Here is a 16,251-nt window from a genome sequence, read left to right as displayed (position 1 = left end):
CGTCCGCCCGGGAGGGGAAAATGAGCACTGACAAGGTGGCCGGTGGCGGCTGGCTGCGCAGCCAGGCCGCCCGGCTGCGCCCCAAGCCCGCTGTTCCGGGACGGGCCGGCCCACGCGTCCGCGTGGCCGTTGTCACCGACTCGGCGTCAGCACTGCCGCACGACTGGGTGGAACTCCACGGCGGCGGGGGCCGGCTCACCGTGGTCCCCATGCCTGTCATCATCGGGGCCAACGTCTTTTCCGACGACGACTCCGAGCTGGAGGCCGCCATGTCGCTCGCCCTGGCGTCGGGCACCGCGGTGAGCACCTCACGGCCCTCGCCCGGCCAGTTCGACAAGGCCTACCAGGGCGCCGTCGACGCGGGCTTTGACGCCGTGCTGTCCATCCACATTTCCGGCAAGCTCTCCGGAACCCTGGACGCGGCACAGCTGGCCGCGGACAGGTCCGGGATCCCCGTCATGGTCCTGGACTCGGCCACCGTGGGCCTGGCACAGGGCGTGGGCGTGCAGGCCGCCGTGGCCGCAGCCGCCGCGGGGGCCGCCGTCGACCAGGTCATGGCAGCCGCCCAGGAAGCCATCGCCACGGCCGCCGTGTACTTTTACGTGCCCAGCCTGGAACAGCTGAGGCGGGGCGGGCGCATCAGCCTGGCATCATCGTGGGTGGGCACCGTGCTGGACATCAAGCCACTGCTGGGAATTCGGGATGGCGCCGTGGTCCCGCTGGAAAAGGTCAGGTCCGCCGGCAAGGCGGTGGCCCGGCTGGAACGGCTCACCCTTGACGACCTTGCCGCCAGGGCTCCGGGCACCGCGCGGGTGGGGCTGCACCATTTTGGCAACGAGGACCAGGCTCGCGCCTTGGGGGAGTCACTGCAGGCCGAACGTCCCGGCCTTGCCGCACCCGTGCTGACGCGGCTGCCCGCCGTGCTGGCCGCCCACGCAGGGCTGGGCGCCCTGGTGGTGGTCGTTTCCGGTGAAATGGGCCCTCCACAGGTGCAGCCCGGCAGCTAGCCGTCAACAGCCGGCCCGGGAGCCCCCGTTCCCCTCCGTGCGGCCACCTACAGTGTGGGTATGAGAGCCGAAGGCGGTGGTTCCGCATGGACGCCTGCCGCCGGGCGGACCGGCGGCCAGGGCCGGGGCACCCGCGCACCCCGGGGGCCGCGCTGGATCATTTCCGCCCGCGCGGTTGTGGTGCTGCTGGCGATGGCAGCGGCCGTGGTTGCCGTGCTCTGGATGCAACAGGCCGGGGTCAGCGGCGCGTCGGCCAAGCTCGCTTCCGGCGGTCCTGCCAAGGTTGCGGTGCCGCCGCTGCCAGGTTCGACGGCGGCACCCGGCACAGCGGCGGGCGGCCCGGCGCCCCCAGGCGCCGCCACGGGCCCGTCCTCGGGTGCCGCACCTCCCGGCAAGCCGGGCGGAGCCGGTGGGGGGAACGGGGCAGGCACGGCGACCATCCACGTGGTGGGCGCCGTGAAAAAGCCCGGGATCGTTGTCCTGCCCGCGGGCAGCCGTGTCTTCCAGGCCATTGACGCGGCGGGAGGGGCGCTGCCCGGCGCCCAGCTGGCGGCCGTCAACCTGGCCGCAATGGTCGTGGACGGCACCCAAATCCTGGTGCCCACGGTTGAACAGGCCGCCGCCGGGGGCGTACCGGGCGCCGGGGGAGGAACTGGCGCCGGCACAGGGGCAGCAGGTGGCGCAGGCGGTAGTCCGGGCGGGAGCGCCGCCGGTCCGGGCGGGGCCGCGGCCGGGCTGGTGCCGCTGAACTCCGCCACCGCCGCGGAACTTGATGCCCTGCCCGGGGTGGGGCCTGTCATGTCGGAGCGGATTGTGCAGTGGCGGGCGGACCACGGCCCCTTCAAGTCGGTGGACGAACTTGGCTCGGTGTCCGGCATTGGCCCGAAAATGCTGGCCACGCTGCGCCCGCTGGTGACTGTCGGATGAGGGCCCCCGACTCCCGGTGGGCGCGCTACTCCAGGGCAGCAGTGGAGGGTGGGCGGAAGGAAGGCGCGGGAGAGGAACCGGAACCGCCAACGGGGAATCTGCGCCAGAGGCACAACGGAGTCATTCCGCCTGCCATCCTCAACCGGCTGCGGGAGGCCAGGGCACGGGTGGCCGTGGCGGTCGCCGCCTGGGCCAAGGAGGCCGGACACGCTGCCGCCGAGGGTCCGCCCCGGCGTCCCGACCTGCGCCTGGTCCCCGCCGTTGCGGCAACGTGGGGAGGGGCCATCGCCGCGATCGGCCTGCCGTGGTCGTTCTCTGGCGCAGGGGCCGCCGGCTCCGCCCTCGTGGTGGCCGCCACGGCGGTGCGGATGGTGAAACGCCGGCGCGCCGGGGCGGCCGCCCTTGCCCTGATGGCGGCCGCAGCGTGCCTCGGAACGCTCCTGGCCGGTGTCGCGCTGCGCCAATATGACAGACAGCATTCCCCTTTGGCGGTGGCGGTGGCCCGGGGGATGGAACTGACCGTCGAGATGGAAATCTCCTCGGCGCCAAGACCCCTTGAATCTGCGTACGGACCCCACAAGGTCATCTTTGACGCCGTCATCCACCAGGCCACCGGGGGAGGGAGCCTGCTGACGGGAAACCTGCCGGTGCGGGTCATTGCCGGGCAGGAATGGTCGCGGCTGCCGCAGGGGGCCACCGTCCACACGGCGGGCACCGTCGCTCCGGGCGCCTTGCAGGACTCCATGGCCGGGATTCTCAGGCCCGCCACGCCGCCGCTGGACGTTCGCCCCGGCGGTGCCGGACCCCACTTTGGGGCGTCCCTGGCTGCCTCGGCACAACGGGCGTGGGGCCGGCTGTCACAGGACGCCGCGGGGCTGCTTCCGGGAATGGTCATGGGGGACCGCAGCGGCCAGGAACCCGCCCTGGGAGAATCGATGAAGACAGTGGGCCTGACCCACCTGACGGCCGTCAGCGGATCCAACTGCACCCTGGTCCTGACCATGCTCATGCTGGCCCTGCGCACCGTCCACCTTCCCGCCTTTCCCTCCAGTGCCGCAGCTGTCCTTGGCCTGGCAGGCTTTGTAGCGGTGGTGGGCCCCGACCCGAGCGTGCTGCGGGCGGCCGTCATGGGGGCTGTCGGGTGCCTGGCGATGGTCGGCGGGCGCCCCAGGCGGGCAGGGACACTGCTGTCCGTGAGCATCCTGGTGCTGTTGGTGGCGGACCCCTGGCTGTCCCTGGACTACGCCTTCATCCTGTCGGTGCTGGCGACATTGGGCCTCCACCTGGTGGGGCGGCGGTGCGCCACCTGGCTGGGAGCCTGGCTCCCAGCCGTCGTGGCGCAGGCTGTGGCGATTCCGCTGGCCGCCCAGTTGTTTTGTGCGCCCGTGATCGTCCTGCTCCAGCCGCGGCTGCTGCTGTACACCGTGCCCGCCAACATGGCCGCGGCGCCCGTTGTTGCGCTCGTGACCATGGCGGGCACCGTCGCGATGGTGCTGGCGCCTGTCGTGCCGGCACTGGCTGATGCGTGTTCGGTGGTGGCCGGTGCGGGTTCGTGGTGGGTGGCCGCCGTCGCCCGCTGGATGGCAGCCTTGCCCGCGGCGAGCCTGCCGTGGCCCGGCGGCGCGGCCGGCTTGGTCCTGATGGCGGTGCTGAATGTGGCGGTCCTGGGCACCCTCGTGGCCCTGGTGGAGCGGCAGCGGCTTGCGGCCGCGCTGAAGTCCATGCAGCGTGCTGTTCCGCCCCGGTGGCGGATTCTGATCGGATTCGGCCCGCTGACGGCGGCCGCAGCCCTGGCCGCCGCCCTGTGGACAGCGGCGGTGGAAGGCGGATGAGCGGCTTGGGAATCCCCGGGCGAAGTGGCACAGTTGATCCCGTGAATACAACCTCCCCGGGATCAGCCAATGCAATCCTTCCCCCGCTGGCACGGATCGGGATGGCACTGTGAGCCCGGCCCCGCGCGGCGGTGCGGCAGTCCCGACGGCAGACTGGCGTGACGTGCCGCTGGCACCAATCGTGCTGATGTACGGGCCCGAGGACTTTATTGCCGGCAGGGTCCTGGAACAATTGCGCGCGAAACTGCGGGCGGCCAACCCCGAACTTGAAGTCACCGCCCTGGATGCGGCGCAATACCCGCCGGGCAAGCTGTCCATGACGGCAAGCCCGTCCCTGTTTTCCGAGCCAAAGCTCGTGGAGATCTCCGGGCTGTCAGCCATGAATGACGACTTCCTGGCGGACACCCTCGCCTACCTGGCGGATCCGGCCCCGGACGTCACGGTGGCCCTGTGGCACAGCGGGGGGACACGGGGCAAGAAGCTGTTGGACGCACTCAAGGCCGCCGGTGTTCCGCGGATTGACTGCCAGGCGCTGAAAAAGGACCAGGACAAGGCCGCGTTTGTCAGTGCCGAGTTCCAGCGGGCGAGGCGCCGGATTGACTCGCCGGGCGTGCGCGCCCTGGTGGCGGCGGTCGGTGCCAACCTCTCCGAGCTGGCGGCGGCGTGCCAGCAGCTCATTTCGGACACCGAGGGGACTGTCGGCACCGAGGAGGTGGACAAGTACTACGGCGGGAGGGTGGAGGCCACGGCCTTCAGGGTGGCGGACGCCGCATTGGCCGGCAATGCGCCCCTGGCCCTGTCGACGTTGCGCCATGCCTTGGCCACCGGAGTCGACCCTGTGCCCCTGGTGGCCGCCCTGGCCATGAAGGTCCGGCAGGTGGCCAAGGTGTTTTCAGCCCGGGGCAGTTCCGCCCAGCTGGCCCGGGATCTCGGCATGTCGCCGTGGCAGGTGGACAGTGCCCGCCGTGATGCCGGGCACTGGACGGGCGACGGCCTGGTGGCCGCCATCCAGGTGCTGGCCGAGACGGACGCGCAGGTCAAGGGTGCGGCAAAGGACCCTGTGTACGCCGTCGAACGCGCCGTGACCCTGATCGCGACGGCCGCACGGCGCTAGCCTTCACGAAAAAAGCGAGGGCCCCGCCAGCCGGCGGGGCCCTCGCTTTTGAGTTGCGAAGCAGATCAGCTTCCCTTAGAGGGCGTTAACCTTCTTGGAGATGGCCGACTTGCGGTTGGCAGCGTTGTTGGCGTGCAGCACGCCCTTGCTGACAGCCTTGTCCAGCTTGCGGTTTGCATTCACCAGGGCAGCCGCAGCTGCATCCTTGTCGGCCTTCTCAACGGCCGTGTTTACTGCACGGATGGCCGTCTTGACGCCCGACCGCACGGAGAGGTTGCGCTGACGCGCCTTCTCGTTGGTGAGGATGCGCTTCTTCTGGGACTTGATATTAGCCACGTTGTATAACTCTCTTTTGGTACGAAAATACGGTCGTAGAGGGCGTAGCTTGGCCATTGACAGCGGCGTGGGGATGCTCGAATTATGGTGAACGTCAGGCCAAGCTGTTGCACCCGCCGACCTGCACGGGTACACACAATCAAAAAGTTTATCAGACGGCGCGGGTGGCGGTTACGTCCAGCCGTGGCGTTTCCGCAGCCCTTCGGCCACCGTGCCAAAGCGCTGCCGGTCCAGGACGGCGCCTTCCCGGCGCATGTCCGCCTCATTGACTTGCAGGATCCGGTCCAGCTTGGCCTCGCTGGGCCGGCCCTGCCGGTCCCAGGCGCCAGTGCCGATGTCAACATAATCGTTGTCGCCGCGGTGGTCCCCGGTGTGGTCCTTGCTGGTCAGCATGACAGCCAACAGCCGCTTTCCGTTCCGGCCCACCACCAGCACGGGGCGGTCCTTGCCCTGGCTGTAGTCCTCTTCAAAGGGCACCCAGGTCCAGACAATCTCACCGGGGTCCGGGCGGCCGTTGGGCATGGGGGAGTAGTCAATCCGGGACGTGCCGGTGAAGTCGCCGGGGTAGGGGGAGGACAGTCCTGTTGCGGACGACGCCGGGCCCCTCCCTGGGCGGGCCGGTGCGGTTGGGCCGGGGCGCCGGCCGGGACGCCCCGGCCGGCTTTCCGGCTTGAAGAAGGCACCGGCCAGGCTGCGGAGGATGCCGATAATGCGTTCGGAGGTTGATGCCATGGCCACCACCCTACCGAAATGTTCGCCGCCGGCTCGGGAACCGGGCCGGATTTCCGCCCGCCGGTTCCGCCCGGGCGCCCAATACGTGGGAGACTTGAAGGCAATCAGTGTCCGGCGTGCAGCGCACGGCCACAACCCCTGCACGGCACCGGCGTCTGAGCCGTGTCCGGGCGTCCATGCAACAGTAAGGAACCCTAGTGTCACCCATGGCCCGCACTGCCCCGGTGCCCGCCGCGACCGATCCGGCGATCATCAGGAACTTCTGCATCATCGCGCACATCGACCACGGGAAATCCACCCTGGCCGACCGGATGCTCCAGCTTACGGGCGTGGTCCAGCAGCGTGACATGAAGGCGCAATACCTGGACCGCATGGACATTGAACGTGAGCGCGGCATCACCATCAAGTCCCAGGCGGTGCGCATCCCGTGGGAAGTGGACGGCACCGCGTACTGCCTGAACATGATCGACACCCCGGGACACGTCGACTTCACCTATGAAGTCTCCCGGTCGCTGGCGGCCTGTGAAGGCGCCATCCTGCTGGTTGACGCCGCCCAGGGCATCGAGGCGCAGACCCTCGCCAACCTTTACCTGGCCATGGAAAACAACCTGACCATCATCCCGGTGCTGAACAAGATTGACCTCCCGGCGGCCCAGCCAGAGAAGTACGCACTGGAGCTGGCAAACCTCATTGGCGGCAAGCCGGAGGACGTGCTGCAGGTTTCCGGCAAGACGGGCATGGGCGTTGAGGCGCTGCTGGACCAGATTGTCCGCGAGCTGCCGCCGCCTGTCGGCGACGCCAACGGACCGGCCCGGGCCATGATCTTCGACTCCGTCTATGACACCTACCGCGGCGTGGTCACCTACGTCCGCGTGATTGACGGCAGCCTGAGCCCCCGCGAAAAAATCCAGATGATGTCCACGCGGGCCACCCACGAACTCCTTGAAATCGGCGTCAGTTCCCCTGAGCCCACCCCTTCCAAGGGGCTCGGCGTGGGCGAGGTCGGCTACCTCATCACCGGCGTGAAGGACGTGCGCCAGTCCAAGGTGGGGGACACCGTCACCACGTTCAACAAGCCGGCCACAGAGTCGCTGGGCGGCTACCAGGATGCCAAGCCCATGGTGTTCTCCGGCCTGTACCCCATGGACGGCACTGACTACCCGGTGCTGCGTGACGCCCTCGAAAAGCTCATGCTCAACGATGCCGCGCTCATTTACGAGCCTGAAACGTCAGCAGCCCTCGGGTTCGGATTCCGCGTCGGCTTCCTGGGCCTGCTGCACCTGGAAATCACCCGGGAGCGACTGGAGCGTGAACACAACCTGGACCTGATTTCCACGGCGCCCAATGTGGAGTACCAGGTGACGCTGGAGGACAAGAAGGTCATCCACGTCACGAACCCCAGCGAGTACCCGTCAGGGAAGATCGCCGAGGTTCGCGAGCCCATGGTGGCGGCGACCATCCTGGCCCCGAATGAGTTTGTCGGCGCCATCATGGAGCTGTGCCAGAGCCGCCGCGGCATCCTCGGCGGCATGGACTACCTTTCGGAGGACAGGGTGGAGATCCGCTACCGCCTGCCGCTGGCCGAGATCGTGTTCGACTTCTTCGACATCCTCAAATCCAAGACGCGCGGCTATGGATCCCTTGACTGGAAGGCCGACGGCGACCAGGTCGCGGACCTTGTCAAGGTCGACATCCTGCTCCAGGGTGAGCAGGTTGATGCGTTCAGCGCCATCACACACCGCGACAAGGCCTACGCCTACGGCGTCATGATGACCGGCAAGCTGCGCGAACTCATTCCCCGCCAGCAGTTCGAGGTGCCCATCCAGGCCGCCATCGGTGCACGCATCATTGCCCGTGAAAGCATCCGCGCCATCCGCAAGGACGTCCTTGCCAAGTGCTACGGCGGCGACATCTCCCGCAAGCGCAAGCTGCTGGAAAAGCAGAAGGAAGGCAAGAAGCGCATGAAGATGGTGGGCCGCGTGGAGGTTCCCCAGGAGGCGTTCATTGCCGCCCTGACCACCGGCGAATCCTCGAAGGACAAGTCCAAGAAGTGACACCCAGTGCACTGCCCTTGGGCGATCCGGCCCCGGCCGACGGCATCCTGCCCGCGCAGGCTGCCGTCGGCGCGGCTGGGCGCAAGTTCAGCCTTTACGCGCACATCCCGTTTTGCGCCGTGCGCTGCGGCTACTGCGACTTCAACACCTACACCGCCACGGAGCTGGGCGGGGGCGCCTCCCAGGATGCCTACGCCCAAACGGCCGTGCGCGAGGTCGAATTTGCCGCCCGCGCGCTGGCCGCATCCGGCCTGCCGGAACGCAAACTCAGCACGGTGTTCTTCGGCGGCGGCACGCCCACCCTGCTCGCACCAGGCGACCTGACTGCGATCCTGGGCGCCGCCGTCGAGCACTGGGGCCTGGAGGAAGGCGCCGAGGTCACGACGGAGGCCAACCCGGACTCGGTCACCCGGGAGTCCCTGCAGGAGCTGGCCCGCGGAGGGTTCACGCGCGTGTCCTTCGGCATGCAGTCCGCCGTGCCCCATGTCCTGAAGGTCCTGGACCGCACCCACAGCCCGGAGCGCGTGCCGCAGGCCGTGGAGTGGGCGCGCGAGGCCGGGCTGCAGGTGAGCCTGGACCTGATCTATGGCACTCCCGGGGAGTCCATGGCTGACTGGGAGACGTCCATGCGGACGGCGCTTTCCTATGGGCCGGACCATGTTTCCGCGTACTCCCTGATCGTGGAGGAGGGCACCAAGCTCGCTGCGCAGATCCGCCGCGGCCAGGTCCCCAACATCGACGACGACGACCACGCGGCCAAGTACGAACTTGCCGATGCCCTGTTCCAGGAAGCGGGCCTGTCCTGGTATGAGGTCAGCAATTGGGCACGGACGCCGGATGACGCCTGCCGGCACAACCTTGCCTACTGGCGCGGCGATGACTGGTGGGGGATCGGCCCCGGCGCGCACTCGCACGTGGGCGGCGTTCGCTGGTGGAACGTCAAGCACCCCACCGCCTACGCCAACCGGCTGGAGAATGGCGAATCGCCGGCGGCCGGGCGGGAAACCCTCGACGGCGCCACCCGGGCCATGGAGCGCATCATGCTGACCTCCAGGTTGTCAGAGGGCCTGCCCCTGGACACGCTTGGCCCCGCCGCACGCAAGGCCGTGGCCGGGCTCATTGCGGGCGAACTGGTGGACCCGGCCAAGGCCTTCCACGGCACCCTGGTGCTGACCCTCAAGGGGCGCCTCCTCGGCGACGCAGTAACGCGGGCCCTCCTGGACTGACGGGGCGGGTTCTGATCCGGTATCGGCGCCGGAGCCGGCATTTTTTGTAGGCGAGGTAAAGGTAGAGAAATGGCCGCCCGCGGCCGACGCGTCGGATAGTCGCCGGAAAAATGGCGGGCCGGCGCCACCCGCTTCGGCTCCGGCGCCTGCACTCAATCCCGGGCGGGCGGCCGCTCCGAACTACTTGACCAGGCGCAGGTTCCAGCGGTAGCGGTAGGGGTTGCCCTTGTTGACCTGGACGGCGGCAATGACGGACCACACCGTGAGGAACACCCAGATGAGCAGCGCCAGCAGTGAAAACGGCGTGCCGGCACCGGGGTTGATGATGTTCACGATGAAGGCAAGCAGGTTCAGCACCAGTGCCACCACGGTGGGCGGCAGGGTGAAGTTGAGGGCCTCACGGGATTCCTGGGCGGTAAACGGGCCGCGCCCGGCCATGAATTTGTATATCAGGGCGGAGGGAATGCAGCCCAGGATGCCGCCGCAGTGGGACAGGAACGCCCACTGCTTGTCTTCTGTGGGCGTGAGTGGGGGCTTGGCCGGGACGTTGAATTGGTTCGCCGGATTGCTCACGTGGAATTGCCTCTCAAAAAAGCCGATGGTTCCATGCCGGGAAGAATGCCGGCGCCACTACAAGGATACGGGTGCCGTGAGGAAGTCAATGACTTCTTCGACGCGTCCCAACAGGGACGGTTCAAGGTCGGAGTAGCTGTGGACCCGGGACAGGAGCCGCTGCCAGCCCAGTCCAATGTCCTCGGCTGTGGTGTGTGGCCAGCCAAACGCCTGCAGGATGCCCAGTTTCCATTCCATGGACCGCGGAATCACGGGCCAGGCGGGGATGCCGAGGGTGGCGGGCTTGATGGCCTGCCAGACATCCACATAGGGATGGCCCACCACCAGCACATTCTTTTTCGCTGCGGGCGATCGCATGAGATTCGCCACAATCCTGGATTCCTTGGAGTTTGGCACCAGGTGGTCCACCAGCACCCCGAGGCGCCGGTTGGGTCCGGGGGCAAAATCCTCGACGGCGGCCGCCAACTCGTCGATGCCGCGGAGGGGTTCGACAACGATGCCCTCAACACGCAGGTCGTCGCCCCACACCTTTTCCACTAGTTCGGCGTCGTGCTTGCCCTCCACCCAGATCCGGCTGGCCTTCGCTGTCCGGGCGCGGAGCCCTTCCACCTTGACGGAGCCGGAGGCCGTGCGGGCCGGCTTCCTGGGAGCGGCGGCGACAACGGGCGCCACCAGCTCGACGGGCTCGCCCTCAACCAGGAAGCCGAACCCTAGGGGGAAGGCCCTGACCTTTTCCCTGCGGTCGGCCAGCTCCATGATGTGCATGCCGCCGGACTTTTCAATCCGCACCACGGCGCCCACCCATCCCGTCTGCACGTCCTCCACCACGAGACCGCGGGTGGCTTCAACCTTGCGGAGGGTGCGGGCCGCGGGCCTGGCGAGTTCCGCCGGGCCCCAGTTGTTGTACTCCACGATGGTGCTTTCCCCTGCCGTCTTCGCTGCCGCGGCGTGCGGCGGCGTGTTGAAAACCCCATGCTAGCGCGCGGCCGCGGGCGCCGGGCGGTGCCATGCCGGGAACCGGGGGCCGGAAAGTATTAGACTTGGCACTTGAATGGGTAGAGTGCCAATTCAGGGCCGTGATGGAGGTGACGGGAATGAGCGAACCACGCAAGCTTGAAGTGTTGCGGGCAATTGTGGAGGACTATGTTCATTCGCGCGAGCCGGTGGGCTCCAAGGCCCTTGTGGAACGCCACCGCCTGGGCGTTTCCAGCGCCACCATCCGCAATGACATGGCCGCGCTGGAAGAGGAGGGGCTCATTGTTGCCCCCCACACCAGTTCGGGCCGAATCCCCACGGACAAGGGGTACCGGCTGTTCGTGGACCAGATTTCCTCGGTCAAGCCGCTGTCGGCCGCCGAACGGCGGGCCATTGCCGTCTTGCTTGACGGTTCAACGGACCTCGACGACGTGCTGGAGCGCACCGTGCGCACGCTGGCCCAGCTGACCAACCAGGTGGCGCTTGTCCAGTACCCGCGTTCGGCCAAGACCACAGTGCGCCACATTGAATTTGTGTCGCTGGGCCCCCGCCAGGTGCTGCTGGTGCTGATTCTTGCCTCGGGCAAGGTGGAGCAGTCGGTGATCGACGTCGGAGTCCCGGTGGGGGAGACCATGCTGGCCGGCCTGCGCCAGGCGTTCCTGGCCGGGGTGCACGGCGTGTCCGTGGGCAACCTTTCCGCCGCCTTGGGGCTGGTGCCCGCCACGGTGCCGGTTGAAGAGCAGGACGTGGCGGCCAAGCTGGCCCATGGACTGGCGCAACTGGCCCAGGCTGCCCGCGAGGACCGCATCGTGCTCGCCGGCACCGCCAACCTGGCCCGCTCCAATGGTGATTTCCCGCTGAGCATAGGCCCCGTCCTGGATGCCCTGGAGGAGCAGGTGGTGCTGCTGCGGCTCCTGGAACAAATGGCGCAGGATTCCCTCGGCATGGCCGTGAGCATAGGCCGTGAAAACACCCACACCTCACTCGCGGAAGCCTCCGTGGTGGCCACCAGCTACGGCGCGGGCGAAAACGCCAAGCTGGGCGTGGTGGGGCCCACCCGCATGGATTACCCCAACACCATGTCCAGTGTCCGGGCCGTGGCCCGGTACCTGTCACGAATTTTGGCCGGCTGACCGGCCTCCCAAACTGACCTCGAACTAGCCACACGTAAAGAGAGCAAGACTTTGACCAACCATTACGACGCACTGGGTGTCTCACGCGACGCAACCGCCGAAGAAATCAAGAAGTCCTACCGCAAGCTGGCGCGCAAGCTGCACCCCGACGTCAACGACGCCCCTGACGCACAGGACCGCTTCAAGGCCGTCACCCACGCCTACGAGGTGCTCTCGGACCCGCAGAAGCGCCGCGCCTACGACACCACGGGCAACGAAAACGGCCACGACTCCGGCGCTGGCAATTTTGACGGCCAGGGCTTCGCCTTCCAGGACATCTTTGAAACCTTCTTCGGCGGTGGCGGTGGACAGGGCCACGGGCCTGCATCACGCACCCGCCGCGGACAGGACGCGCTCATCAGCGTGCGCGTGGAACTGCGCGAGGCAGTGTTTGGCGTCAACAAGAAACTTGAAATCGACACCGCCGTGCTGTGCACCACCTGCGAGGGCAGCTGCTGCCGCCCGGGCACCCACCCCATCACGTGTGATGTCTGCCATGGCAGCGGGCAGATCCAGCGTCCCATGCGTTCCATCCTGGGCAATGTCATGACGCTGGCCACCTGCAATTCCTGCCAGGGCTTCGGCACCCGCATCGAGGATCCCTGCAACGAGTGCATGGGGGAGGGCCGCGTGCGCAACCGCCGCAGCCTCACCATCAAGGTCCCGGCCGGCGTCTCCACCGGCACCCGCATCCAGCTTGCCGGCCAGGGCGAGGCCGGCCCCGCGGGCGGACCCGCCGGGGACCTGTACGTGGAGATGAAGGTCAACAACGATCCGGCGTTCCTGCGAGAGGGCGACGACCTCCACGCCACCCTCAGCGTGCCCATGACCGCGGCCGCGCTGGGCACCGAACTGACATTGGAGACCTTCGACGGCGAGCAGCCCATCAGCATCAAGCCGGGCACGCAGGCAGGCGAGGTGATCAACCTGCGCAACCTCGGGGTGACGCACCTGCGCGGGTACGGCCGAGGCAACCTCATGGTCCACGTCCATGTCGAAACCCCCACCAAGCCGGATGCCGCCCAGGAAGAACTGCTCAAGCAGCTGGCCGCCCTGCGCGGGGAAACGTTCACCGAAGGAAAGCTGGTCAACAGCGGCGGCATGTTTGCCAAGCTCCGCGACAAGCTCGGCAACCTCTAGCCGTGAGCAACCCCGTCTTCTACGCCACGCCGGAGGAACTCGCGCCACTTGCCGCCGGCGGAACGTTCACCTTGGGCGGGGCGGAGGGCCGCCACGCCGCCACCGTCAAGCGCCTCACCCCGGGTGAGCCTGTGGACCTGTGCGACGGCGCAGGGTTGCGGCTGGTCTGCACCGTCACGGCTGCTGCCGGGGACCAGTTGGGGGTGCGGGTTGAGCACGTGCTCCCAACCCCCCGGGAACCGTTTGAGCTGGTGCTGGTACAGGCCCTGGCCAAGGCTGACCGGGACGAACTCGCCATTGAAACGGCCACGGAGTTGGGTGTGGACGGCGTCGTCCCCTGGCAGGCCGAGAGGTCCATTGTCCGCTGGAAGATGGACAAGGCCGTCAAGGGCCCTGCCAAATGGCGCAATGTGGTGGCCACGGCCGCGAAGCAGGCCCGGCGCTCGCGCATCCCCTGGGTTGGCGAACTGGTGGGCACGGCAGGGCTGGTGGAGCTGATTGCTTCGGCCGGGCTTGCCTTGGTTCTCCACGAGGATGCTGTGGACTCCGTGCCAGGGTTGGTCCGTGCCTGGCGGGCGGCCCGCGGTCCGGACGGTGGGCCGGACAGTGGCGGCGAAACAGGCAGGATCGTAATGGTTGTGGGGCCCGAGGGCGGCATGAGTGCCGCCGAGGTCCGCATGTTCATTGACGCCGGAGCGCGCACGGCCCTGCTGGGCACGCATGTCCTGAGGTCGTCCACGGCCGGGCCGGCCGCCGTCGTGCTGCTGAGCCAGGAACTGGGCCGCTGGTAGATCTTGCCGGCGGCTCAGTGCCCCGTCAGCGTCACGACCTTGGTGTCCACGCCCGCCCGGCCGTTGGGGGCCTTGGGGTCCGCGATGAACACTGAGAGTTCGTAGCTTCCCAGCGGGGGAACCACATTGAAGTTGAACGTTCCCAGCTTGTCGGGCCCCTGCGGGATGGCCACCGTGCCCGTGAGCACTGGCCCGGACGCCTTGCCGTCCACCATGGGGGCCAGGGCCCAGCCAAGCGTCCCGGACGGGGACATGGCCTGCCCTGACACCTTGAGGGGGAGCGTTTTGAAGGTGGCACCGTTGCCGGGGTCAACGATCCACACGGGCGCCACAAAACCCGCATCGCGCGTCAACGGTTTTGTCAGCGGGACGTGGCCGAACGCCTGGTAGCCGGTGTGCCCGTCCACCAGCACGGAGACCTGGACGGTGGCGGCAGGGTCGATCAGTCCAGCCATGGATGCGGCTGCCGTGGCCGTGTACACCAGCTGGGCAATGGAGCGCTGGGCAATCCCGGTGTCCACTTTCTGCGCGAAAGCGTCCGAGGACACGTCCACCGTGATGACATTCTTGGCCGAGATCGAGGCGCCAATCCGCGATGGCTTGTCCCAAACCGAAAAATAGTCCGGGTCCTTGGGCTTGGTCGTCATCATGGCCCGAAGCGCGGCAACAATCGGATCGTCGGTGCCGGGCGTTGGCTGGAACTCGCGGTACAAATAGACGGCGTCGTTGCTGTGCCCCAGCCAATACACGGGGCTGGTTTGGGTGGTGGTGGGGGTTTCCAGGGGTGCGCTGGTGGTCAGTCCCGTTGCCGAGCTGCCGGCCGTGGAGGGCATCACGGCGTCCTTGGGGCTCACGGTCCCCGCCGTGCAGCCCGTGGCTGCCAGTGCGGCGCCCAATGCAAGGGCCGCCCAGGCCGCGTGGTGTCGCACCGCGTGGCGGTTGCGCGGCGCCGTCCTCCGGGAAGCACGCTGAAACTGCTCCACGGGCTCGCCGGACGGCGCGTGTGGACGGGGCAGAAGGTCAGGCATGCGGGTAACTGGCTCGCTTAAAATAGAAGTCATGAATGAGGGTCAGGATATGTTCCGGGAATGGCCGGACCACGTTCCGGGCGCCCCCCTGGCTCCGATCCTCCAAATAGCTTGGCACATGAAAGGCAGGGTTTGCCCGGGAACGGCAACTTCACAGTGAACTGAAACCGTATCGAGACACTTTGGGTGCTTACCGGGGCGGGCCTGCAAGGGCAGAACGGGGGTGCCGTGCACTAAGATTAAACGCAGCAATAGTTGAACAGTGCAGCCGGCAAGCCGCCGGTCCTACGAAGGAGCGATTGAAGGCCCGGGACGGCCGAACATATGCCAGAAACTACAGCCAGCCGGCATGACGAGTTTGCCGATGCGGAACGCGGCGGCGATTTTCCGCACTCCGTGGACGGCATGCGTACGGAAATAGTGAATTTTGCCTCGGGGGAGCAGATGGTGGCCACGCTCGGTGCCGGGGATGAAGGACTGCGGATGGTGGAAAGCCTGTATCCGGCTGTTTCCTTTTTGGCCCGCGGCAACGTCCTGACCATCACCGGCCCGCAGGCTGTGGTCCCGCGGATCATGCACCTCATGGAGGAAGCCCGCGGCATGGTCTCCCGGCACTCCACCATGAGTGCCGCCGTCTGGGAGCAACTTGTCACCATGCTCAGGTCTCGCCCGGATGCCTCGCCTGTTGACATCTTGACCTATGACATCCTGACGAGCCGCGGCCGCACCATCCGTCCCAAGACGCTCAACCAAAAGAATTATGTGGACGCCATTGACCGCAACACGGTGGTGTTCGGCATTGGCCCCGCGGGTACCGGCAAGACCTACCTGGCCATGGCCAAGGCCGTCCAGGCGCTCCAGCACAAGGAGGTCAGCCGGATCATCCTGACACGGCCGGCCGTGGAGGCGGGCGAACGGCTCGGTTTCCTGCCGGGGACCCTGAACGACAAGATCGACCCCTACCTGCGCCCCCTTTACGACGCCTTGCACGACATGATGGACCCGGAAACCATTCCGCGGCTCATGGCCGCCGGCACCATCGAAGTGGCCCCATTGGCCTACATGCGCGGACGCACGCTCAACGATGCCTTCATCATCCTGGACGAGGCACAAAACACCACGCCCGAACAAATGAAAATGTTCCTCACCCGGCTCGGGTTTGGGTCCAAGATTGTAGTCACCGGCGACATCACCCAGGTGGACCTGCCCAGCGGCACCCGCTCCGGCCTGCGGGTCGTGGAGGAAATCCTGGCGGAAGTCGATGACGTTGTCTTTTCCATCCTCGATGCCGCAGACGTGGTCCGGCACCGCCTGGTGGGGGACATCGTCCGCGCCTACAACGAC

The 16,251-nt window shown here is 67.5% G+C and carries 15 protein-coding genes; 10 read left to right on the top strand and 5 right to left on the bottom strand.

The genetic code is table 11. The features are described from left to right. Window positions 1-20 precede the first annotated feature (20 nt). The 4 genes from LPN03_RS00075 (at window position 21) to holA (ending at window position 4,880) form a co-directional block, all read left to right on the top strand. Complete coding sequence (locus LPN03_RS00075) at window positions 21-1,007, top strand: DegV family protein (RefSeq protein ID WP_165180621.1); 987 nt, start codon at window positions 21-23, stop codon at window positions 1,005-1,007. A gap of 60 nt (window positions 1,008-1,067) precedes the next feature. Beyond that, the gene (locus LPN03_RS00070; protein WP_262452318.1) at window positions 1,068-1,934 is read left to right on the top strand and encodes a helix-hairpin-helix domain-containing protein; all 867 of its coding nucleotides are present in this window, start codon (window positions 1,068-1,070) and stop codon (window positions 1,932-1,934) included. Continuing rightward, window positions 1,931-3,766, top strand: a complete 1,836-nt coding sequence (locus LPN03_RS00065) for a ComEC/Rec2 family competence protein (protein ID WP_262452317.1) — start codon at window positions 1,931-1,933, stop codon at window positions 3,764-3,766. Before LPN03_RS00070 ends, LPN03_RS00065 begins: the two co-directional genes overlap by 4 nt. 109 nt (window positions 3,767-3,875) lie before the next feature. Further along, complete coding sequence (gene holA / locus LPN03_RS00060; protein ID WP_262452315.1) at window positions 3,876-4,880, top strand: DNA polymerase III subunit delta; 1,005 nt, start codon at window positions 3,876-3,878, stop codon at window positions 4,878-4,880. A 75-nt stretch (window positions 4,881-4,955) separates the two neighbouring features. Here the strand turns inward: holA and rpsT are convergent, their stop codons facing one another. After that, window positions 4,956-5,216 (bottom strand): 30S ribosomal protein S20, encoded by a 261-nt coding sequence (gene rpsT, locus LPN03_RS00055; RefSeq protein ID WP_165183357.1) that lies wholly within the window; start codon window positions 5,214-5,216, stop codon window positions 4,956-4,958. Window positions 5,217-5,387: 171 nt separating this feature from the next. Then, on the bottom strand, window positions 5,388-5,948 hold the full coding sequence (locus LPN03_RS00050) for a type II toxin-antitoxin system PemK/MazF family toxin (RefSeq protein WP_165183358.1): 561 nt from the start codon (window positions 5,946-5,948) through the stop codon (window positions 5,388-5,390). 197 nt (window positions 5,949-6,145) lie between these two features. On the opposite strand from LPN03_RS00050, the gene lepA reads away from it, so the two are divergent. Both lepA and hemW read left to right on the top strand, forming a co-directional pair. Then, entirely contained in the window at window positions 6,146-8,002 is a 1,857-nt protein-coding gene (gene lepA / locus LPN03_RS00045; protein ID WP_262452312.1) for a translation elongation factor 4, read from the top strand. Continuing rightward, complete coding sequence (gene hemW, locus LPN03_RS00040; protein ID WP_262452311.1) at window positions 7,999-9,228, top strand: radical SAM family heme chaperone HemW; 1,230 nt, start codon at window positions 7,999-8,001, stop codon at window positions 9,226-9,228. Before lepA ends, hemW begins: the two co-directional genes overlap by 4 nt. Before the next feature lie 180 nt (window positions 9,229-9,408). On the opposite strand, the gene LPN03_RS00035 is transcribed toward hemW, so the two are convergent. After that, window positions 9,409-9,801, bottom strand: coding sequence for a DUF4870 domain-containing protein (locus LPN03_RS00035; RefSeq protein WP_262452310.1), 393 nt, complete (start codon window positions 9,799-9,801; stop codon window positions 9,409-9,411). 57 nt (window positions 9,802-9,858) lie between these two features. Then, a complete protein-coding gene (locus LPN03_RS00030; RefSeq protein ID WP_165183361.1) occupies window positions 9,859-10,713 on the bottom strand; it encodes a DUF3097 domain-containing protein in 855 nt (284 codons plus the stop codon). 182 nt (window positions 10,714-10,895) lie between these two features. Between LPN03_RS00030 and hrcA the strand changes: the two genes are divergently transcribed. Genes hrcA through LPN03_RS00015 form a run of 3 tightly spaced genes read left to right on the top strand, consistent with a single transcriptional unit; the run spans window position 10,896 to window position 13,879 of the window. Further along, window positions 10,896-11,909, top strand: a complete 1,014-nt coding sequence (gene hrcA / locus LPN03_RS00025) for a heat-inducible transcriptional repressor HrcA (protein WP_262452307.1) — start codon at window positions 10,896-10,898, stop codon at window positions 11,907-11,909. A gap of 51 nt (window positions 11,910-11,960) precedes the next feature. Continuing rightward, a complete protein-coding gene (dnaJ, locus tag LPN03_RS00020) occupies window positions 11,961-13,088 on the top strand; it encodes a molecular chaperone DnaJ (protein WP_165183363.1) in 1,128 nt (375 codons plus the stop codon). Between the two features lie 2 nt (window positions 13,089-13,090). Continuing rightward, window positions 13,091-13,879, top strand: coding sequence for a 16S rRNA (uracil(1498)-N(3))-methyltransferase (locus LPN03_RS00015; RefSeq protein ID WP_262452303.1), 789 nt, complete (start codon window positions 13,091-13,093; stop codon window positions 13,877-13,879). Window positions 13,880-13,893: 14 nt separating this feature from the next. Here the strand turns inward: LPN03_RS00015 and LPN03_RS00010 are convergent, their stop codons facing one another. After that, window positions 13,894-14,907 (bottom strand): GerMN domain-containing protein, encoded by a 1,014-nt coding sequence (locus LPN03_RS00010; protein ID WP_262452301.1) that lies wholly within the window; start codon window positions 14,905-14,907, stop codon window positions 13,894-13,896. A gap of 324 nt (window positions 14,908-15,231) precedes the next feature. Between LPN03_RS00010 and LPN03_RS00005 the strand changes: the two genes are divergently transcribed. Continuing rightward, window positions 15,232-16,251: PhoH family protein (locus LPN03_RS00005; protein WP_262452300.1), on the top strand; the 1,020-nt coding region annotated here is incomplete at its 3' end.

This window comes from Arthrobacter sp. A2-55, assembly GCF_025548615.1.
Lineage (GTDB): Bacteria > Actinomycetota > Actinomycetes > Actinomycetales > Micrococcaceae > Specibacter > Specibacter silviterrae.
Note: the sequence above shows the minus strand (reverse complement) of the source record. Positions and strands in the feature narration are given on the sequence as shown.